Genomic DNA, 20338 nt, shown 5'->3' with positions numbered 1-20338 from the left:
TTAGCCAGATGAAGGGCGGATCCGTGCAAAGATCCGCCGTGGGTTTAGCCGATGAAGTCCTTGTAACCGGCCTCATCCATCAGATCTTCCAGCTGCGAGGCGTCGGTGATCTTGATCTTGTAGATCCATGCCTCACCTTCGGGGTCTTCGTTCAGCGCGCCAGGATTGTCGGCCAGCGCCTCGTTGACCTCGACGATCTCGCCATCAACCGGGGCATAGAGCTCGGACGCCGCCTTGACGGATTCGATCACGCCGATCTCGCCGTCTTTCTCAAACGCGTCACCCACTTCCTGCTGTTCCACGAAGACCACATCGCCCAGCTGCTCGGCGGCATGTTTGGTGATGCCCAGAGTGGCTGTATCGCCGTTCACGTCGATCCACTCGTGCTCTTCAGAATAATAGGTTGCCATGCTTCTCTCTCCTGACTTCAACGCTTGTAATTCTGGGTGACGAAGGGCAGCGCCACGATCTGCGCTGGTTGCGGCTTGCCCCGAATGATCAGATTGACGGTCTCGCCCGGCTCTGCGTGCCCTGCGGACACATAGCCCATCGCAACGGGGCCACCGACCGTCGGGCCAAACCCGCCCGAGGTGATCTGGCCAATGGTGTTGCCTTCCGTACACTGGATCTCAACGCCCTGACGCGCAGGTGCGCGGCCCTCGGGCTTGATGCCCACCAGCTTGCGGGATGCGCCCTCGGCCAGTTCTCTCTGGATGCGCTCGGCCCCCGGGAACCCGCCCTCTTCCTTGCGGCGCTTCTGGATCGCCCAGCTGAGCGAGGCTTCGATGGGCGAGGTGCTCTGGTCGATGTCATTGCCATAGAGGCACAGCCCCGCCTCCAGCCGCAGGCTGTCGCGCGCGCCCAGACCGGCCGTTTCGCAATCCTCATGCGCCAGGAAGGCGCGGGTGATCTCGATGGCCTTGTCCTCGGGGATCGAGATCTCGTAGCCGTCCTCACCGGTATAGCCCATGCGCGAGATACGGCATTCGACGCCGTTGATATCGGCCACGGTGGTTTCCATGAACTTCAGATCGCGGGCGGGCGGGCAAAGCTCACCCACAACGTTCTCCGCTGCGGGGCCTTGCACCGCAACCAGCGCGCGGTCGAAGATCTCGGTCACTTCGACGCCTTCGAGGTGCTCGCGCATATGCGGAATGTCCTGATGGCGCAGCGCCGCGTTCACCACCACAAAGTAGTGATCCCCCGCATTCGACACGATCAGGTCATCCATGATCCCGCCGTCTTCATTCGTAAAGAACCCGTACCGCGCCTTGCCTTCCTTCAGCGTCGCATAGGCCTGCGGGCAGAGCGCCTCGAGCTTCTCGCCCACATTCTCACCGCGCAGGATCACCTGACCCATATGGCTCACATCAAACACCGCCGCCTTCTCACGACATTGCTTGTGCTCCCCCATGATCCCCAACGGATACTGAACAGGCATCTCCCAGCCCGCAAAATCAACCATCTTTCCACCCAACTCAACATGAAGAGAGTAAAGTGGGGTGCGTTTTGGCGCGTCGGTCATGGCAGATACCTTTTCGTATCGAGTGTTCTGAACGCATACCCGTAAGTTCGCCCCAAGCTGGAACTAATGCAACGATTCAGCCTTGGTGTTTCGGCGAAGAACCGCAGCCAGAGCGAGCATGTATACGAGCGCATGCATCGATAATGTTCCTATAGGAAACTTTTTTCCGTTAGGCAACAGACGATATTCCCAGCGCTGGAAACTGGCACATTCGCGAAGCTGCGCGTTCAACTCGGATTGCGGCTATGGTCATGCTTACGATTGAGAATTTGCGGATTCGCTACGGTTTTGGCTGCAGCCTTTGAACAGCGTGATCCAGCACGTGAAGCCCGGCGATCAGGTCACTTTCGGCGGTATCCTCGGCGAAATCGTGACTGATTCCGTTGATAGACGGCACAAACAGCATGGCAACCGGCATCAGGCGCGAGACGTTGGTGGCATCATGAAGCGCGCCCGAGGGCATCCTGCGCCATTTACCGGACGCGACCTGTTCGGCCCCATGCTCCAACGCTGCTCTCAGCGAAGGGTCCATGGCCACGGGCTCCAATCCCAGCATCGGGCCGTAGCTCAGGCCCATGCCCATCTCTGCCGCGATCTCGGCGGCTGTAACGCGAATGATCTCCTCCATCCTTGCCAAACGGTCGGCATCCCCGTCACGCCATTGCACCGAAAACCGCACCCGTCCCGGTACAATGGACGAGGCGTTGGGGTGCAGATCTACATGCCCAATGGTCCAGACGGTTTGCGGCGTAACCACGTTTCGGAACCGGTCGTTCAAACGGGTGTTGAACGCAGACAGAGCCTGAAACGCGTCGCGGCGCAGATGCATCGGGGTGGTTCCGGCATGGTTCTGCTGACCCTCGAACTGAACCACCATATCGCGTATGCCAACGATGTCGGTGACAACGCCGATTTGCTCTTTCTGGGTATCAAGCGTCGGGCCTTGTTCGATATGCATCTCGATGAAGCCGGTGAAGCGGGTGGGATCGACAAAGCCCTCGGTCAAATCTCCCATCGCGCCCCGAGCTGTAGCGAAAGGTATACCCGTATGGTCGGTCAGCTCGTCCGCCTGATCCAAAGGCAAACCGCCCGACCAGATGGCCGAACCTGTGGTGACGCCAAACCGTCCCTCTTCATCCTGAAAGCTGACGACCGAGACAGGCTGATCACTGCTGCGCGCAATCTCCAGCGCGGCGATCACGCCCAAAGCACCGTCGAGCCAACCGCCCTCGGGCTGGCTGTCGCTATGTGACCCCATCAGCAGGGACGGCCCGTCCGCCAAACCAAACAGATTCCCGACCGGATCGAAATGCGGGGTCAGGCCTGCATCAGCCATCCGGTTTGCAAGCCATGTCCGGGCGGCAATGTCGGCCTCGGAATAGGCCGGACGGATGACGCCTTTGCCAACGCCCGAGGCTCCGAATTCGCGCAGCTTGTGCAGATCGGCCACAAAGCGGTTTTCGTTGATTGCCATGAACTCCCCCCAACGTATTGCGCGGCCCACCATAGCGCCAGGGTGGCAACCTGCAATCACACTTCGATTTTTGCCGAACCCCTCTGGCCCCGGCCCGGAACCTGCCCTAAGACTTGCCAGCAAGAGGGACCGCCATGTCACATATCACACTGGTTCGTCACGGTCAGGCCAACACGGCAGCGCGGGACGAGGTTAACTATGACAAGCTCAGCGATCTGGGCCACCAGCAGGCGCGCTGGCTGGGCGCGCATCTGCGCGACACGCGCGCGCATTATCCTCGCGTCTATTGCGGCACGCTGACCCGGCATGTTGAAACCGCCTCCAGCATGGGGCTGCCCGAGCCGGTTCGCGATGCACGCCTGAATGAGATCGAGTATTTCACCTTGGCGCAGCTGTTTCACGAACAGCACGGTGTGGCGATCCCGACAGATCGCGAAGGGTTTGTTGATCACCTGCCCCGTACATTCGCCGCCTGGGCCGCTGGCGACATCCAGGATGCGCCCGAAAGTTTCGAACAGTTCGAAACCCGCGTCAGCGACGCCCTGCATGAGATCGGAACCGAGGGCGGGCCGGCCATTGTCGTCACTTCGGGCGGGCTGATCTCGATGGTGGTTCGGCAGGCAATGGGTCTGGATATCCCGTCGATGGCGCGGGTGGCACTTGCCATCATGAACACCTCGCTGCACCGCCTCCACCCGATTGGAGCGCAGCTCAGCCCGGTTCTTTTCAACGCGACCCCGCATCTGGAAGCGCCAGACCGGCAATTCGCCCAGACCCATCTGTAAGGAGGTCCCGATGCAGCTTTACTACGCTCCCCGCACCATCTCGGTCGCTGTTGCCATCGCGCTTGAGGAGGCCGGTCTGGACTATGAGGCGATCCGGCTGGACTTTGCCGATGGCGAACAGACCAAGCCCGCCTACAAGCAGATCAACCCCAAGGGCCGGGTTCCGGCGCTGGCGGTGGATGGCGGTATCCTGACCGAAACCGGCGCGTTGCTCGACTATATCGCAACCATCGCCCCGCAGGCTGGGCTGGTCCCCGAAAACCCGGTCATGGCTGCGCGGATGCGCGAGGTGATGTATTACCTCGCCTCGACCATGCATGTGAATCACGCCCACAAGATGCGCGCGCACCGCTGGGCCGACAAGAAATCCAGCTGGAAAGACATGAAGGACAAGGTCGCGCAGACCATGACCGCGTCCTGCAAATACATCTCGTCGAACGGGCTGCGCGGGCCGTTTGTTCTGGGTGAGGCCTTCTCGCTCGCCGATGCCTATCTCTATGTGGTGTGCAGTTGGCTGGAGGGCGACGGCGTTGACGTCTCGGCCTTCCACAAAATCCTCGCCTTCCGCGAAGCGATGGAGGCACGCCCTTCCGTTCAGGCGGTCCATGCCGCCGGAATGCTCTGACAAAAGGAATTACGATGACACATCTCTGGGTCCGGGCAGAACAGCGCCCGAACGAGGATCGGGTCGGGATGACCCCGGAAGGCGCCGCCGCACTGATCGCGGCAGGCGTTCGTGTGACGGTCGAGGAAAGCTCTGTCCGTGCCATCCCGCTGGACGGATACAAAGACGCAGGCTGCGAGATCGCGGCTGAAAACAGCTGGCCCGAGGCCCCAAAGGACGCAATCATCTTCGGCCTGAAAGAGCTGCCCGAGGACGGCACACCCCTGCCTCATCGCCACATCATGTTTGGCCATGCCTACAAGGGCCAGCACTCTGGTCGGGCTTTGCTAGAGCGGTTCAAGGCGGGTGGCGGCACGCTTTATGATCTGGAATATCTGGTCGACGAAAACGGCCGCCGCGTCGCTGCCTTTGGCTATTGGGCTGGCTATGCCGGTGCCGCGGTCACACTGAAAACATGGGCCGCACAGCAATGCGGACAGGAATGCCCGCCCGTTGGCGTCTATGCCAACAAAGACGCCCTGAATGCCGAATTGCTGGCCGAGCTGAACGCCATTGGCACCCGCCCCCGTGCCATCGTCATCGGCGCGTTGGGCAGAGTGGGCACGGGTGCCGCAGATATGTGCGAAGCGATGGGCGTCGCCGTTACCAAATGGGACATGGCCGAGACCGCCAGCGGCGGGCCATTCCCGGACATCCTGAACCACAACCTGTTCCTGAACTGCATCTTCGCCCGCCCCGGCACGCCGGTCTTTGTCCCGCGTGACGCTCTGACCGCCCCGCGCACCCTGACCGCCATCGGCGACGTGGCCTGCGACCCGGACAGCGACTACAACCCGGTACCGGTCTACGACCGCGCCACCACATGGGAGGCGCCCGCCCTGCGCGTGGCCACCGACCCGGTGATGGATGTGATGGCCATCGACAACCTGCCCTCGATGCTGCCAGTCGAAAGCTCGCAAGACTACGCGGCGCAACTGCTGCCGTCCCTGCTGACGCTCACCGATCTGGGCAGCGGCGTCTGGGGTCGGGCAGAAGCAACCTATAAAACTCATATCGAAGGGATCTGAGCGATGACGATTCACTGGTGTGGCACCGGCCTGTCGGCCATCCCCGGCCTGCGCCGCCTGATCGAAGGCAGGCACAAGGTCACCGTCTGGAACCGAACCATCGAAAAGGCCAAAGCCGAGGTCGGAGACCTGACCGACGACATCCGCGCCTTTGACATCGACGCTCTGGGTGCGGTGCTGGAGAAGGGCGACGTGATCGTCTCGATGCTGCCGGGCGACTGGCACGTGCCGCTGGCGGAACTGGCGATCTCCAAGGAAGCGAACTTTGTCTCGTCCTCCTACATTGCCCCCGAAATGCGTGCGTTGGACGACAAGGCACGCGAGGCTGGTGTGGCTTTGGTCAATGAGGTTGGTCTGGACCCGGGCATCGACCACCTGATGGCGCATGCTTTGATGGCCGACTACCGCGCCTCGGAGGCGTTCGATGCGCAAAACCATCTGAGTTTTATTTCTTATTGTGGCGGCATCCCTAAGAACCCGAACCCGTTCCGCTACAAGTTCAGCTGGTCGCCACTGGGCGTACTCAAGGCGCTTCGCTCACCGTCAAAATCGATCCGCGACTATGCCCCGCTGGACGTCGCCCGCCCTTGGGACGCGATCAGCAGCTATATCGCGCCACTGCCGACCCCGGAAAGCTTCGAGGTCTACCCAAACCGCGACTCGCTGCCCTTCATGGCCGAATACCAGTTTGAGGATCACTGGCCGGTCAAAGAGTTCGTCCGCGGCACCCTGCGCCTGAATGGCTGGACCGATGCCTGGGCCGACGTGTTTACCGAAATCGAAACCCTCTCAGGCCCCGAAGGCGACGCGCGTCTGAAGGAGATGTCCGACCAGTTCTGGGCCGAAAACGCCTATGACGAAGGCGAGCCCGACCGCGTGGTGCTTTGCGTCGGCCTGAAAGCCGAGAATGACGGCGCCCCGGTTTGGAACAAAACCTACGTCATGGATGCCTGGGGCGATGAACGCGGCACCGCGATGGCACGTCTGGTGTCGATCCCGGTTTCACTGGCCGTTGAGGCCGTCCTGAACCGCGCCATCCCTGCCGGCGTTCACGCCGCCCCCAGCGACCCGAAACTGGTGCAAAGCTGGATGGGTGAAATCGACACGCTCGCGCAGCATCTGCAAATCGTGGATCACCTGGGTTAACCAGCCGGCAAAAGAAAAAGGCCATCCCAGCATGTCTGGAATGGCCTTCAATCTCGTATTTTTCCATCTCTTAGTCTGGCTTTCCTTACGACGCCCGAGCGTCAGATATATCGATTGATCGTGTCCTCGATATCGCTGCGGTTTATGCCCAACTCGGCCAACTGATTGTCGCTCAGGCCATCCAGATACTGCGCAGCACGCACAATTTCCGGACTTATGGCCCTGATACGCATGGCGCGATCAAACAACAGCAGAGCCGTAGCGGATGGCGTTGGCTGATCTACGGGCGGGATGACATCAAACATATTCGTTACCTCACTCATTTTGAAAACGGCGCTCGCGAACGGTCGCGGGCCCTGTTTCAATGTCGAAGCGGGGCACCGTTGAAAACGCTCTCATAGGCGCGCTGTTTGATCTCGCTCCGATCAATCCCGATATCCGCGAGTTGGCGATCCGAAAGTCTTTCCAGATTGCGCACCGTGTTCGAGAAAATGCGTCTGCGAAAATACTCGACCTTTGCGTCCGCGTAGTTCGAGAACAAACCGTCAAAGAGGCCAGTCCGGGCTTCTGCAGTATGTGTATATGCCATTTCTTTTCCTCCTAAATTTGATTTTCAGTGCAGTACTGACATCAAATAAAGGAACGCTGCGTTAACCAAAAAGCAGCGTTCCATTAAAGTTTCTTTAGGAAGATGGGGCGCGATGGCACGCGCTATCCGGAGCCTTCGGCTACATCAGATCGTTCTCGATATCCTCAGCCGATATGCCCAACGCATCCAAGCCGTTCTCAAGATGGTCCGACATATGCGGCGTGCCGATCAGATAATCGGCGCAGGGGGTTGAGGCCTCGGATTTGGCGGTGGCAATGGCCTCGGCCAGATCCTCGGCGAAAAAGCTTTCGCGCCCGATCCACATGATGGCGACCAACTCGGCCTGCTCATCCTCGCTCATCCGGTCGACAAAGGCGCGCAACTCACCTTCGGCCCGTCCCAGCTCACGCCCCATCATAGCAACCTGAGCCACTTTCCTTGCCGAAATTTCCAACATGCCTTCAGCTCCTCTTGTTCGCGGTTTCGACACATCAGACCCCGACACGCACCCCGAGTCTTTGATCTTACGCAAACAGAGGGGCAACTATCGCCGAACCCGCGACACAGGCTGCTCCGGAACAGGCGCGGTGCGGAACGGACGAAACCGGGCTTTCTTGATCCACAGCTTGATTGCCTGCCACACGATCAGCGCAAAGGTGCGTCGCGCGCCAAACGGACGGCGCAACAACGACCACAGAATAGAGCGGTTGGTCAGAGGCTGACGCGGACCCGTCAGCGTGGCGATCAGCCCGCCTCCTTCCCGTCCATAGTCGATCCAAACCCCAACACGGTCGGGGCGATAGTCGAAGCGGAACGTGTAATTCCCCTCAATCTTCTGGAAGGGCGACACATGCATCAGCTTGTCCGCCACCACCCGGTCCGAAGGGTCGATGACCGCAAAACCCGGCTTGTGGCAAACATAGCTGTGGCGCGTCCCGTAAGTATTCGTGACCTCAGCGACCACAGCGTAAAGCTGTCCATCCCGATCGAAACAGAACCAGAAACTGACAGGGTTGAAAACATGGCCCAGAACCCTCGGCTGCGTCAGCAACATGATCTGCGCCGGCTGGGGCACCTCCAGTTCCTCAAACCGGGCGCGCAACCATGGGGTTCCGATCCCCTGCCCCGGTTCACCGCCGTGATCTGACCTGCGCCAATTGGTGATGTTCACGCGGTCGACCGAAAAAAGCAGCGGCGTGGACAGATCGGCCTCGGGGTCCAGCAGGATGTAATCGACCGAATAGCGAAAGGCGTTTTCAATCGCCCCTTTGCGACCGTGAAAGGTGTAACCTGCTATGTGGTCGATATTTTTCATTCCGCCGCGCGTCCTGCTTTGCCTGTTAATTGTTCGACTTGCGCCCTTTTCAGAAAAGAGACGTCATTTGAAATACGGAATCCACCCCGGTTTGGACTTTTTTTGTGACATGAAAGTGATCCGCCTTGGTGCCCCCCGCGTAATCCGGTTATGTTTACCGAGATCAATACCGTGACCTTGGACGAACCTGCGGCTGAACAGGCCGCCCCTCAGCCTTGGCGCGCAAAGAAACGCATCAAGGGTAGACAGGTGAACGGAACGAACGGCAGTTGCGACACCAGGACCGAGTGGGTGGACCAAGTCAGGCGCATCCGAGACGCGCAGGACCAGGCGGCCTTTGCCGAGCTGTTCCAGCATTTCGCTCCGCGCATCAAGGCGTTCCTGATGAAGTCAGGATCCGACGCCGCGCTGGCCGAAGAATGCGCGCAAGAGGTGATGGCGACCTTGTGGCACAAGGCCCATCTGTTCGATCCGTCACGGGCCACGGTGGCCACTTGGGTGTTCACCATCGCTCGGAACAAGCGCATTGACGTCCTGCGCAAGCAACGTCGCCCTGAACCCGAGGAACTGGGATGGGGGCCCGAGGCTGAGCCGGAACAAGACGATGTCCTTGCGCTGCAACAGGAAACCGCGCAGCTGCGCACCGCCATGCTGGCGTTGCCCGAGGCGCAGAGAGAACTGATCGAGAAGGCGTATTTCGGGGACCTGAGTCACCGAGAGATTGCGTCTCAGACCGGGTTGCCCTTGGGAACGATCAAATCACGTATCAGGTTGGCGCTGGACCGCTTGCGCCACGCGATGAACTGAGATGAGCAAGATGAGCCAGTCGATTAAACATCACCTGACAGATGAGCTGCTGATGGCCTATGCCGCCGGCTCGCTGCCCGAGGCGTTCGACCTGATGGTCGCAACCCATCTGTCACTGTGCGACCACTGCCGTGCCCGCGCCGAAAGCTATGAGGCCGTGGGCGGACATGTTCTGGACGCGCAACCAGATGCTGTCAGCATGAGCGACTCATCCCTAGCCGCGACGATGGCCCTGATTTCTCAAGGCGCACCGACCCCCAAGCCCGCCCGTCCGGGCTGCGCCATCCTGCCGACCCCCCTGCAAGACTATGTCGGTGGGACAGTTGATGACATTCAGTGGAAACCGATTGGCATGGGCGTGAAACAGGCGATCCTGCCGACCAGCAAAGAGGCCACCGCCCGCTTGCTGTTCATCCCTGCAGGTGTCGCTGTTCCGGATCACAGTCACAATGGTACGGAACTGACGATGGTTCTTCAGGGCGCCTTTTCGGATGAGGTTGATCGCTTCGCGCGCGGCGATGTCGAGATTGCAGATGAAGACCTGCATCACACGCCAACGGCGGACATCACCGAGGATTGCATCTGCTTGGCTGTCACAGATGCACCGCTGAAGTTTAGCAAACTGATGCCGCGTCTTTTCCAGCCCTTCCTGCGGATCTGATCGTGTATGGTTCGGATCAGAACTGCCTCTGACAGGAGATATGTTATGAACCGAATTTATATGATCGCGCTTGGCGTTGCGTGCGTTGCCTCGATTGCGTCTGCCCAAATGAAGGCCGATGTGAAATTCGAGCCAGGCAACTTTGGCACAATGGTCAACGGTACCGTAACCGGAGACGAGTATTTTGACTACTCGCTTGGCGCGAAAGCCGGGCAAGAGATGTTTGCCGATCTCAAGGTCAGCGACACCAACGGCAATGGTGTGATTTATTTCAACATCCTGCCTCCCGGCAGCGATGGCGTCGCGATCTATAACGGCTCGATTGACGGCAACACTGCCCGGATCGATCTGCCCGAAGACGGAGACTATACGATCCGTGTCTATCTGATGGGAAATGACCGGGATATGGGCAAAACCGTGGGCTACAATCTGGATCTGTCGATCCAGTAAGGTGCTACTTGCCCTCGCTGGGGTCTTCGGCGTTTTCAGACCGGATAGGAACCCCCAACAACTCCAACGCACCGCTGCGGCCTTTGACCTCGATCGGGGAGATGCTGACCAGCCCGTCCAAGAGGTCCGGCCCTCCAGCCGCTGTCACAAGGTCGTTCGAGACGATCAGGTCCATTTCCAGATCGCGGGTCAGGCTTTCAAGCCTTGCGGCTGTGTTCACCGCATCTCCGAACACTGAAAACTCCAGCCTGTCCTGATCGCCTATCACTCCGAGAAAAACCTCACCCCAATGCAAGCCGATTCCGGTGCCAAGTGAAGGAAGGCCCGCCGATTTGCGCTCGGCGGTCCATCGGGCCATTTCTTTCAACAGTCCCGCGCCGCAGTTCAGGCACCGTTTTGCGGCCTGTTCTCCGTCAAACACGATCATGACAGCGTCTCCGATGAACTTGTCGATGATCCCGTTTTCCCGACGCACAACGGCCGAGACCCGGCGTCTGTAGTCTGAGATCAGCTCAGAGACCTCATCCGGCTCCAGCTGTTGCGACAGTGTCGTGAAACCGCGCAGATCGATGAAAATCAAACCGGCCTTCTGGCGGCGTCCGTTTTTCAAAGCCGCCAATCCGCTGTCGCCGAGGTCCTGAACGACCTGCGAGGGCAGGTAGCGCGTCAGGTTCGCGCGACGCTGCGCCTCAGTTATGGATTGGAACAGCAACTTGTGAACCCGCCTTGCGGCGACGATCAGAACCACCCCGGCCAGAGCGATCATGAAGACGCGGATCAGGTTGGGAGGGGGTGCCAGAAACAGCCAGATGGGGCTGTCTGTGTGACCCCGCGCAGATCCTGCATCTATCCCGATCAGGAACAGAAACCCAAGCGACAGCAAGACAACCTGCATCAACATGACCTTGGGGTTGCCGCGCAATACTCCGAAAGCCAGGACTACAGGGGCCAGCCAGACGGCGGGCAAAACGAAGACCTCGTCCCCGACAAGACCGGTATTGAGTAAGCCCAACCAAACCGAAACAATCAGGAACACAGAATCTGCGCCTGACACAGGCCACGCCATCCAACCCGAAAAGCGCCCCCTGCTAGCCGCCATCCAAGTCACGAAGCCAAGCAGGAAATAGGCAAAGAGGGTTCCGAACGCGAACGCCCATTGGCGCTCCAGAACCGCATGTCCACTGTTCGAAACCGGTTGGATCGTGACGAGGAAGAAGACGCCAAGACCTGCTGCCACCCCCATTCGCAACAGGCCAACGATCTGCTCCGCGTCCTGTTCGGCCGTTCTCAGCAGTTGGTCAATTTCTGGCGGGTGCGCCGCATTTTTCATTCAGCAACCTGTCTGTCAGGATGCGCACTCAGCCCTCGTGCCGCGTTAAAGGGACGACCTCCGAGGGGGCCTCTGGCGCCAGTTCCTCAAAATCAAAGTTATCAAGCCGTTGCGCCCTGCGGCCAGCTTTTTCCGCGCTGATCTTGATGTCCGAGATATCCTTGGCCGCCTGCCCGAAATGGCGATCCAAATTGGCAACGCGGTCGCCCAAACGCTCGACATCCTTGTGTAGCATCCCAAGTTCTTTGCGGATGGCGCCTGCATGTTCTCGCATCCGCGCGTCCTTGAGGATCGCGCGCATCGTATTCAGCGTCGCCATGCAGGTGGTCGGTGACACGATCCAAACGCGTTTGGTAAAACTCTCCTGCACCAATTCGGGGAACTTGGCGTGCAACTCGGCGTAGACCGCCTCGGACGGCAGGAACATCAGCGCGCCATCGGCGGTTTCGCCATCCAGAATGTATTTCTCAGCGATATCGTTGATGTGTTTGCGCACCGTGCTGCGGAACATCTGCACCGCCGCCTTCAGCTCGGCGTCATTGGTCGATCCGATCAGCGCCTCATAGGCCTCCAAAGGGAATTTGCTGTCGATCACAATCGGCCCCGGTGGGTTCGGAAGATGGATCAGACAATCCGCCCTGCGGCCGTTCGAGAGTGTCGCCTGCAACTGGAAACTGTCATGCGGCAGCGCCTTGGAGACGATGTCGTTCAACTGAATCTCACCAAACGCACCCCGCGTCTGCTTGTTCGATAGGATATCCTGCAGCGACAACACATCGCCGGACAGCTTGGTGATGTTATCCTGCGCCTTGTCGATGGCGGCCAACCGCTCCTGCAACTGAGTCAGCGAGGTCGCGGTCTGTTTCGAGGACCCGTGCAGCGATTCCTTCATCCTCTCTTGCATCTCCGCCAGCGCGCGGGCCGATTTCATAGCATTGTCGGCCAGCCGGTCATTCATCTGCTGCTGCACCGAGGACAGGCGGGTTTCGACCGTCTGGATCACCTGCACCTGCGCATTGGCCTGGGTGTCCGAGACGTGCTGCAACCCGCCACGCAATTGCTCCTGCCCCTGCCCCAAAGCCTGCACATGTTGCCCCAGATGCGCCATCTGACGCGCCAGAGGCTCTGCCATCCGGGCGGAACGCTGCGACGCCCGCAGCGACAGGAACAGCAACAAAAGGATCAGCGCCAGAACGCCACCCGCAACGAGGATTACGGGGTCATTCAGTGCATATTGGGTGCCTGCAATCTCAATCATATGAACCTGTATGTTCTCGTTTTGTTTCTATCTTCTTAAACACTTCGCGAGACCCGATCAACTGCGCCCGAACAGACGCTCGATATCGCTGAGTTTCAGTTCAACATAAGTGGGTCGCCCGTGGTTGCATTGGCCGGAATGCGGGGTGGCCTCCATCTCGCGCAGCAGGGCGTTCATTTCCTCGGCCCGCATCCGGCGGCCAGAGCGGATCGAACCATGGCAGGCAACGCGGCTGAGGATCGCCTCGATCCGCGCTTGCACCATCTGACTGTCGCCCTGATCGGCCAGCTCATCGAGGATATCCAGGATCATCGCGCGGGCATCGACCTCGCCCAGAATGGCAGGGGTTTCGCGCACGGCAATGGCACCGCCGCCAAAAGGCTCGAGCGTCAGGCCAAGGCGTGAGAGGTCATCGGCCACTGCCATCAACCGCGCGCAATCGCCTTCGGACAGTTCGACGATCTCGGGGATCAGCAAAGCCTGCGCGGCGACGCCATTTTCGGCCATCTGCGTTTTGAGTTTTTCATAGACCAACCGCTCATGCGCCGCGTGCTGGTCGACGATGACCATCCCGTCGGCTGTTTGCGCGATGATGTAATTCTCATGCACCTGACCGCGTGCAGCGCCCAAGGGAAGGTCCTGCGGCACAGGTTCTTCAGTGGTCACCGGGGTCACAACCGGGGTCGGTTCAACGATGCTGCCGCTATAGTCCCTTGCCAATTCAGCAAAGCCGGGGGATTGCGCCCGATACGCTGCTTGCCGAGCCGCCTGCGACGGGCGGTCCATCTGGTAGACCCGCGCGGGGGCGGATTGAGGCGCCTCGGGACGCATCGCGCCCAAAGTCGCATTGGCAACGGTCGAGGACGCGCGATGCCCGGCCTCGGCCAGCGCGTGGCGCAGGGCGGATACGATCAAACCGCGCGCAACGCCGGGATCGCCGAACCGAACCTCCGACTTGGCGGGATGCACGTTCACGTCCACCAGCGTCGGATCGCAGTCGATAAACAGCGCCGCAGCCGGGTGGCGGTCACGGCTGAGGAAGTCGAAATATGCGGCCCGAAGCGCGCCAGTCAGCATCTTATCACGGACTGGACGGCCATTGACGAACAGGTATTGCGCAACCGCAGCCCCGCGCGAATAGGTCGGAAGGGCAGCATAGCCGTACAACCGAATACCTTCGCGCGTCGCATCGATCTGCAGGGCGTTTTCGGCGAACTCGCGACCGATCACGCGGGCCAAACGGGCGTGGAGGGCATCGAAAAGATCGCCATTCTCGCGGTCGGCGCGGAAGGTCACGCGGCCCTCACCTCCGCCCGAAACATCGCGCAAGGTGAACGTGACGGAAGGCTCGGCCATGGCCAGGCGTTTGACCGTATCGCCTATGGCCTGCGCCTCGGCCCGGTCGGTGCGCATGAACTTGAGCCGCGCCGGCGTAGCGAAAAACAGATCGCGCAGCTCGACCACTGTGCCTGCCCGAAGTGCGGCGGGCTTCACCGCCTCCATCCGGCCGCCCGACACAGTGATTGACGCCGCATCCGCCCCCGAAACGCGGCTGGTGATCGACAAACGACCTACCGCGCCGAGCGAGGGCAAAGCTTCACCCCGAAAGCCGAAGGTGTGAATGTTCAAAAGGTCCGACCCGTCGATTTTCGAGGTCGCATGACGCGACAAGGCCAGCGGCAAGTCCTCGGGCGCGATACCACAGCCATCGTCGGTGACACGAATCAAGGTCTTGCCCCCGTCCGCGATATCTATGGCAATACGGGTGGCTCCGGCGTCGATGGCATTCTCGACCAGTTCCTTGACGGCCGAGGCCGGACGTTCGACAACCTCACCGGCGGCGATGCGGTTGATCGCAGCATCGTCGAGCTGCCGGATAACGGGTCGTGTTTCGCTGATATTGGGGGTCGTCTGCGCCATACCACCAGACCTAGCACATCACGGCCCGATTCTGCCACCGGATTGAACCGTAATATCGGCCGATCTATCAGATCAACAAGGGAGGGGGGCCGGACAGTGTTCGGGGGCTGGCTGTGCCGCCCTCACCAAACCCTGCCCGGACTTACCGAAGTGAGTGGTAGGTGTTAGCCGGTAATGCAATTGACCTAACACGCAATTAGTTAAATTGCTTATTAAGAGTCATCTTTGTTTACTCTGGGCAAAGTTCAGCCGATGACCTGCGGGAACCGGTGGCAGGAAAGTGCCGCTTCACGCAGGCGTGTGCGCACCCACTCGGGTGCGGCACGGGCCGAAGAGGGCGGTCAGGGCCAGAATCACGCCGGACATTGTGGCGATCATCCCTGCCGCGCTGACGGCGTCCGCTGCACCCAGCCAAAGCGGGCCATACCCGGCCAGCACATATCCCGAAACAGCTGAGAGGATGGCGAATCCCACGCTCCAGGCAATTTGCGTCTCCAGCCGGTTGGTCATCATGCGTGCCGCAGCAGGAGGGCAGATGAACATGGCGATCACGATGATCGAGCCGACCGCATCAAAGGCGGCAACGGCGGCGATCGCGGCGACGATGACCAACGCCAGCCCTAGCGCGCCCGTGCGGATGCCTATGGTACGCGCGAACCCCTCATCGAAGGTCGAGATTTTCAGCGGCCGCCAGAAAAGCCATGTGAACAGCAGAACACCCAGCATCGTCACCGCGATCCGAGGCAGTTCCGGTGGCAGCCCGGCCAAGGCCTGCAGATCCCAAAGCGAAGACCAGCCCGTCGCATCCAGCCAGATCAGGCTTTCCAGATTGCCATACAGCGCATGTTCCACATCCAGATGCACTGTCGAGGTATCTGTCTGCTCCAACAGCAGCACACCTGCCGCGAACATGGTCGTAAAGACCACACCCATCGCCGCACCCGGCTCGATTTGACCCAGCCTCCGGATCGCCTCGATCAGAACAACGGCCACGATCGCCGCGCCCGCCGCGCCCAGCATCATGGGCCAGGTCGAGATCGCTCCGGTCAGCAGAAAGGCCACAACGATACCGGGCAGCACCACATGGCTGATCGCATCCCCGATCAGCGCCTGTTTGCGCAGCACGAGGAAGTTGCCGGGCAAGGCGCAGGCGATCGCCGCAAAGGTGCCGATCAGCAGCGGCGTCAACGACAGGGGTACGAATTCCTCACCACTCATGTCGGAACCCCCTGTGGTCCGCCGATGCGGTGGTCTATTTCGGCAATCTGATCCTTGGTCAGTACGGTTTCGATATCGCGCAGGCCATCATACAGCGCGGCAGTCGCCTCATGCGCCTGATCCGCGCGCACGACCTCCCACCGTTTTTCATCGCGCAAGGCTTTGGCGGCGCGGGCTTTTCCGGCTTCGGTCGCCACGCCATCGGCGCGCACAAGATCGGCGCGTCGCAACAGGCGCAGGGTCAAAGGCTCGTAGATCTTCTGGCCTTGCGCCAAAGCCAACAGCCCTTGCCGGATATGCACCCGACGTTGGAACCTCAGATGGCGCAGAACGGCGGCCAGAACGCCTCGAACCGGGGCGAGGAACAGGGACAAGACGAAGAAGGCGAAGCTGACCAGAACGATGATTGGCCCAGTCGGCAGATTCGGCGCAGTGGCCGACAGGGCGGCGCCGATATAGCCCGCCAAACCACCCGCGAGACCGGCCAGCAAGACGACGCGATCCGACCGCTCGGACCAGAACCGCGCGGTGACTGGAGGGATGATCAGCAAAGCCACGATCAGGATCAGACCAACGATCTTCAGACCCACCACAGTGACCGCCATCACCAGACCCATCATGGCAAGGTCAATGCGATGCACGGGCAAGCCCCGGGCGGCGGCATATTCGGGGTCAAACGCCACCAAAGTCATAGGGCGACGCAGGATCATCACCAGCACCAGGGTCGCCGCGCCTCCGATCGCGATGATCAAGGCATCCGCCCACAGCATCCCGGCGGTTGAGCCCAGAAGGAACCCCTCCAACCCCGCTTGCCGCCCAACGCCCATGGTCTGAATGACGGTCAGCAGAACGATGCCAAAACCGAAAAACACCGATAGAACCGCGCCTATGGCGGCATCCTCGGCCAGTCGCGTGTGGCGGGTTAGCCAGTTCAGGCAAAGCAGACCCACCCAGGCCGACGCTGCCGATCCGGCCAGCAGCCCTAGAAGGTTGCGCCCGTCCCCACCCAAAGCCACAAGCAACATAAAGGCCAGACAGACCCCCGGCAAAGTCGCATGGCTGATCGCGTCACTGACCAGCGCGCGTTTGCGCAAAAACAGAAAGGTGCCGGTCACACCGGCCGCGACTCCCAGCAAACTCGCACCGATAGCGACCAGCGTGGCGTTGTAACCAAGCTGCAGGCTGAGCGCATCCCAGAGCATTCTCTACCCCAGCGCGCGCGAAATCTGGTCGATTTGGGCGGTGGCCAAGCGGCCTCCGTATGCGGATTGAAGGGTCTCGGCGGTAAAGGCCTGCGCCACCGAACCCTCGGCGATCTTGCGTGTGTTGATCAAGAAGACATGATCGAAATAATCCGAGACCGTGGCCAGATCGTGATGGACGACCACGACGGTCTTGCCCCCCTCTTTCAGCGATTTCAGCACCGCGATGATGGCTTTTTCGGTGGCCGCATCGACGCCGGCGAACGGCTCGTCCAGCAGGTAAAGATCGGCGTCCTGCGCCAAGGCACGGGCTAAGAACACCCGCTGTTGCTGGCCGCCGGACAGCTGACCGATCTGACGATCCGCAAAGTCGCGCATACCAACGCGGTTCAGGCAATCCATCGCAGCCGCTTTGTGCCGCGCGCGGGCACGGCCCAACAGGCCCAGTTGACGCGACAGGCCCATGAGAACCACATCAATTACGCGGGTCGGGAAATCCCAGTCGACACTGGCGCGCTGCGGGACATAGGCAATCCGGGCACGTTGTTCCTCGAGTGGTTGACCAAATACAGTCACCTGCCCGGACAAGGGCGCCACGATCCCAAGCGCCGCTTTCAGGAGTGTCGATTTCCCTGCCCCGTTGGGGCCAATAATCGCGGTCATCGCCCCCGGCTGAACGGTCATATCCACAGAGAATACAGCAGGCTTCTGACCGTATGAGACTGTCAGGCCACGCACAGCCAGTGGGCTGGCCTCAATCCCTTGGTCTTCGACGGACACACCCTGAACCGCTGCAAGCTCCAGCATCACTCAAAACCCCGCGGACAGTTTGCCGTTCAGACCCTGATCGGGAACATCCGCCCCCAAGGCCCCTGCGATCACGGTGATATTGTGATCCAGCATGCCGACATAAGTGCCCTCATATGTGCCATCCTCGCCCATTGCGTCCGAGAACAGCTCACCCCCGACCGAGACCTTGTGGCCCTTGGCCGCAGCCCCTTCGATCAGCGCACGCATCGAGCGATCCGAGACCGAGCTTTCTACAAACACAGCGGTCAACTGGCGGTCGACCAAAGTGTCGACCAATTCTCCGATCCGGTTCAGACCGGCCTCGGACTGGGTCGAGATGCCCTGAACGCCCATTACCTCATAGCCATAGGCCGCACCGAAATAGCCAAAGGCGTCATGGGCGGTCAGTAGAACGCGGCTGTCTTCGGGCACTGCTGTCAGGGCCCTTTCGGCATAGGCTGTCAGGGCGTCCAGCTCGGCCAGATGCGCCTGTGCGTTTGCGGCAAAAATCTCGGCAGCTTCGGGGCGGGCCTCGGTTAATGTCTCTTGGACCATGGTGACCACATCGGCCCACAGGGTTGGGCTCATCCAGATGTGCGGGTCATATTTGTCGGCATAGTCGTCATGCGCGCGCAATTTGGATTTATCTACGCCTTCAGCCACGGCTACCACGGTCTGCTTACGGCTGAGATCTTCAAAGAAATCTTCCATCTGCGCTTCGAGATAGAGACCGTGCCACAGCACCAGATCTGCGCGGGTCATGGCGACGATATCGCTGCGGGTCTGACGGTAGGCATGCGGATCAACGCCGGGACCCATGAGGCCCTTTACCTCGACCTGATCGCCACCGACCTGTCGCACGGCGTCGGCAATCATGCCGGTCGTCGCCACGACTTTCAGCGGCGCCTGCGCCCATGCAGCAAGCGGCATGGCGCTAGCGATAGCTATAGCAGCAAGGAAACTGCGACGAATCATAGTTGATCTCCGGAATTCGGACCCTGTTGCGTTTAAATATGAGAACGACTCGCAACTAAGTCAATGCTATTGCGAATTAGTCGCAACAAAATCCTAGTTTATTTGTCCAAATGGTCAAAAAAATACCACAAGGCCGCTCTGCTGCCTTCCATTTATTGCCAAGCCGTGCGATTTTGGCGCAAACCTCCCAAAGGATGTGAGAATGGAACCGCAGCGCTCAGACAGCCCCGTGCGCACCGCGCATCTGCCGCAAGTCACTGAACCCAGAAACCCTGGAATGGACCTTGATCTGGATTGGGTTCGGGCCGTTCAGGCCAATACCTCGGCCATTGAGCGCCGCGCGGCAACTCTGCCCGGTCGGCGCTCGGTGAAGAAGGACTATCAGGCCGCGTGGCTGCTGAAGGCAGTCACGATGATCGACCTCACCACCCTATCGGGTGACGACACGGTAGGACGCGTGCGCCGTTTGTGCGCCAAAGCGCGCCAGCCGGTTGCGCCAGCAACGTTGCAAGCGCTGGATATGCCTGCGATCACGACTGGGGCCGTCTGCGTCTATCACGACATGATCGAAACTGCCGTTGCCGCTTTGAAGGGCACTGGGATACCGGTGGCTGCCGTCTCCACCGGGTTTCCGGCGGGCCTGTCGCCATTCCATCTGCGCGTGGCCGAGATCGAAGAAAGCGTGAAAGCCGGAGCGGAAGAGATCGACATCGTCATCTCGCGCCGTCACGCGCTGTCTGGGGACTGGCAGGCTTTGTACGATGAGATGAAGGCCTTCCGCGCCGCCTGCGGCGATGCCCATGTCAAAGCCATCCTGGCGACCGGAGAGCTGGGCAGCCTGCGCAATGTCGCCCGCGCCTCATTGGTGTGCATGATGGCGGGGGCGGATTTCATCAAGACCTCGACCGGGAAGGAAAGCGTCAACGCCACCCTGCCCGTTTCTCTGGTGATGATCCGCGCGATCCGCGACTACTGTGACCGCACCGGGTATCGTGTGGGGTACAAGCCTGCGGGTGGTATCTCCAAGGCCAAGGATGCCTTGGTGTACCTGTCGCTGATCAAGGATGAGCTGGGCGACCGCTGGCTGGAGCCGGACCTGTTCCGCTTTGGCGCCTCGTCACTGCTGGGCGATATCGAACGGCAGTTGGAACACTATGTCACCGGGGCGTACTCGGCTGGTTATCGTCATTCACTCGGCTGAG

Annotated in this window: 22 protein-coding genes; 8 read left to right on the top strand and 14 right to left on the bottom strand. The window is 60.4% G+C overall.

Translation table 11 applies throughout. From position 1 onward, the window contains the following. Window positions 1–44 precede the first annotated feature (44 nt). The 3 genes from gcvH to J7394_RS07180 form a co-directional block, all read right to left on the bottom strand. Window positions 45–410, bottom strand: a complete 366-nt coding sequence (gene gcvH, locus J7394_RS07190; RefSeq protein WP_170680939.1) for a glycine cleavage system protein GcvH — start codon at window positions 408–410, stop codon at window positions 45–47. 17 nt (window positions 411–427) lie between these two features. Continuing rightward, the gene (gene gcvT / locus J7394_RS07185) at window positions 428–1525 is read right to left on the bottom strand and encodes a glycine cleavage system aminomethyltransferase GcvT (RefSeq protein ID WP_209251921.1); all 1098 of its coding nucleotides are present in this window, start codon (window positions 1523–1525) and stop codon (window positions 428–430) included. Window positions 1526–1805: 280 nt separating this feature from the next. Further along, a complete protein-coding gene (locus J7394_RS07180; RefSeq protein WP_209251919.1) occupies window positions 1806–2999 on the bottom strand; it encodes a Zn-dependent hydrolase in 1194 nt (397 codons plus the stop codon). 134 nt (window positions 3000–3133) lie between these two features. Here J7394_RS07180 and J7394_RS07175 point away from each other — a divergent pair, with 134 nt between their 5' ends. Genes J7394_RS07175 through J7394_RS07160 form a run of 4 tightly spaced genes read left to right on the top strand, consistent with a single transcriptional unit; the run spans window position 3134 to window position 6622 of the window. Next, window positions 3134–3784 (top strand): histidine phosphatase family protein, encoded by a 651-nt coding sequence (locus J7394_RS07175; protein WP_209251917.1) that lies wholly within the window; start codon window positions 3134–3136, stop codon window positions 3782–3784. 10 nt (window positions 3785–3794) lie between these two features. After that, complete coding sequence (locus J7394_RS07170) at window positions 3795–4409, top strand: glutathione S-transferase family protein (RefSeq protein WP_209251915.1); 615 nt, start codon at window positions 3795–3797, stop codon at window positions 4407–4409. Window positions 4410–4423: 14 nt separating this feature from the next. Beyond that, window positions 4424–5476: a saccharopine dehydrogenase gene (locus J7394_RS07165; RefSeq protein ID WP_209251913.1), complete on the top strand. Its 1053-nt coding sequence runs from the start codon at window positions 4424–4426 to the stop codon at window positions 5474–5476. 3 nt (window positions 5477–5479) lie between these two features. Continuing rightward, on the top strand, window positions 5480–6622 hold the full coding sequence (locus tag J7394_RS07160; RefSeq protein ID WP_209251911.1) for a saccharopine dehydrogenase family protein: 1143 nt from the start codon (window positions 5480–5482) through the stop codon (window positions 6620–6622). Between the two features lie 101 nt (window positions 6623–6723). Here the strand turns inward: J7394_RS07160 and J7394_RS07155 are convergent, their stop codons facing one another. The 4 genes from J7394_RS07155 to J7394_RS07140 all read right to left on the bottom strand — a co-directional run bounded on the left by J7394_RS07155 (window position 6724) and on the right by J7394_RS07140 (window position 8526). After that, window positions 6724–6927, bottom strand: coding sequence for a DUF1127 domain-containing protein (locus tag J7394_RS07155; RefSeq protein ID WP_209251909.1), 204 nt, complete (start codon window positions 6925–6927; stop codon window positions 6724–6726). A gap of 56 nt (window positions 6928–6983) precedes the next feature. Further along, window positions 6984–7211, bottom strand: coding sequence for a DUF1127 domain-containing protein (locus J7394_RS07150; protein ID WP_209251907.1), 228 nt, complete (start codon window positions 7209–7211; stop codon window positions 6984–6986). Window positions 7212–7350: 139 nt separating this feature from the next. Next, window positions 7351–7668 carry a DUF3775 domain-containing protein gene (locus J7394_RS07145; RefSeq protein WP_170482210.1) on the bottom strand — a complete coding sequence of 106 codons (318 nt, stop codon included), beginning with the start codon at window positions 7666–7668 and terminating at the stop codon, window positions 7351–7353. An 87-nt stretch (window positions 7669–7755) separates the two neighbouring features. Beyond that, window positions 7756–8526, bottom strand: coding sequence for a DUF1365 domain-containing protein (locus J7394_RS07140; protein WP_209251905.1), 771 nt, complete (start codon window positions 8524–8526; stop codon window positions 7756–7758). Between the two features lie 150 nt (window positions 8527–8676). On the opposite strand from J7394_RS07140, the gene J7394_RS07135 reads away from it, so the two are divergent. The 3 genes from J7394_RS07135 to J7394_RS07125 are packed head-to-tail and all read left to right on the top strand — an operon-like array spanning window position 8677 to window position 10444. Next, the gene (locus J7394_RS07135) at window positions 8677–9333 is read left to right on the top strand and encodes a sigma-70 family RNA polymerase sigma factor (RefSeq protein WP_247748101.1); all 657 of its coding nucleotides are present in this window, start codon (window positions 8677–8679) and stop codon (window positions 9331–9333) included. A gap of 10 nt (window positions 9334–9343) precedes the next feature. Then, the gene (locus J7394_RS07130; RefSeq protein ID WP_209251903.1) at window positions 9344–9994 is read left to right on the top strand and encodes a ChrR family anti-sigma-E factor; all 651 of its coding nucleotides are present in this window, start codon (window positions 9344–9346) and stop codon (window positions 9992–9994) included. 45 nt (window positions 9995–10039) lie between these two features. Further along, window positions 10040–10444, top strand: coding sequence for a hypothetical protein (locus tag J7394_RS07125; protein WP_209251900.1), 405 nt, complete (start codon window positions 10040–10042; stop codon window positions 10442–10444). A 4-nt stretch (window positions 10445–10448) separates the two neighbouring features. On the opposite strand, the gene J7394_RS07120 is transcribed toward J7394_RS07125, so the two are convergent. From J7394_RS07120 to J7394_RS07090, 7 genes are all read right to left on the bottom strand, one after another. Further along, a complete protein-coding gene (locus J7394_RS07120) occupies window positions 10449–11774 on the bottom strand; it encodes an adenylate/guanylate cyclase domain-containing protein (protein WP_209251898.1) in 1326 nt (441 codons plus the stop codon). Between the two features lie 28 nt (window positions 11775–11802). After that, window positions 11803–13032 (bottom strand): DNA recombination protein RmuC, encoded by a 1230-nt coding sequence (locus J7394_RS07115; protein WP_209251896.1) that lies wholly within the window; start codon window positions 13030–13032, stop codon window positions 11803–11805. A 57-nt stretch (window positions 13033–13089) separates the two neighbouring features. Further along, window positions 13090–14952: a DNA mismatch repair endonuclease MutL gene (gene mutL, locus J7394_RS07110; RefSeq protein WP_209251894.1), complete on the bottom strand. Its 1863-nt coding sequence runs from the start codon at window positions 14950–14952 to the stop codon at window positions 13090–13092. Between the two features lie 288 nt (window positions 14953–15240). After that, window positions 15241–16170: a metal ABC transporter permease gene (locus tag J7394_RS07105; protein WP_209251892.1), complete on the bottom strand. Its 930-nt coding sequence runs from the start codon at window positions 16168–16170 to the stop codon at window positions 15241–15243. Further along, complete coding sequence (locus J7394_RS07100) at window positions 16167–17372, bottom strand: metal ABC transporter permease (protein WP_209251891.1); 1206 nt, start codon at window positions 17370–17372, stop codon at window positions 16167–16169. Before J7394_RS07100 ends, J7394_RS07105 begins: the two co-directional genes overlap by 4 nt. 3 nt (window positions 17373–17375) lie before the next feature. Next, window positions 17376–18179, bottom strand: a complete 804-nt coding sequence (locus J7394_RS07095) for a metal ABC transporter ATP-binding protein (protein ID WP_209251890.1) — start codon at window positions 18177–18179, stop codon at window positions 17376–17378. A 3-nt stretch (window positions 18180–18182) separates the two neighbouring features. After that, complete coding sequence (locus J7394_RS07090) at window positions 18183–19136, bottom strand: metal ABC transporter solute-binding protein, Zn/Mn family (protein ID WP_209251889.1); 954 nt, start codon at window positions 19134–19136, stop codon at window positions 18183–18185. Window positions 19137–19338: 202 nt separating this feature from the next. Here J7394_RS07090 and deoC point away from each other — a divergent pair, with 202 nt between their 5' ends. Next, window positions 19339–20337 carry a deoxyribose-phosphate aldolase gene (deoC, locus tag J7394_RS07085; RefSeq protein ID WP_209251888.1) on the top strand — a complete coding sequence of 333 codons (999 nt, stop codon included), beginning with the start codon at window positions 19339–19341 and terminating at the stop codon, window positions 20335–20337. Window position 20338 lies beyond the last annotated feature (1 nt).

It is taken from the genome of Ruegeria sp. R13_0, assembly GCF_017743995.1.
Taxonomy (GTDB): domain Bacteria; phylum Pseudomonadota; class Alphaproteobacteria; order Rhodobacterales; family Rhodobacteraceae; genus Ruegeria.
Note: the sequence above shows the minus strand (reverse complement) of the source record. Positions and strands in the feature narration are given on the sequence as shown.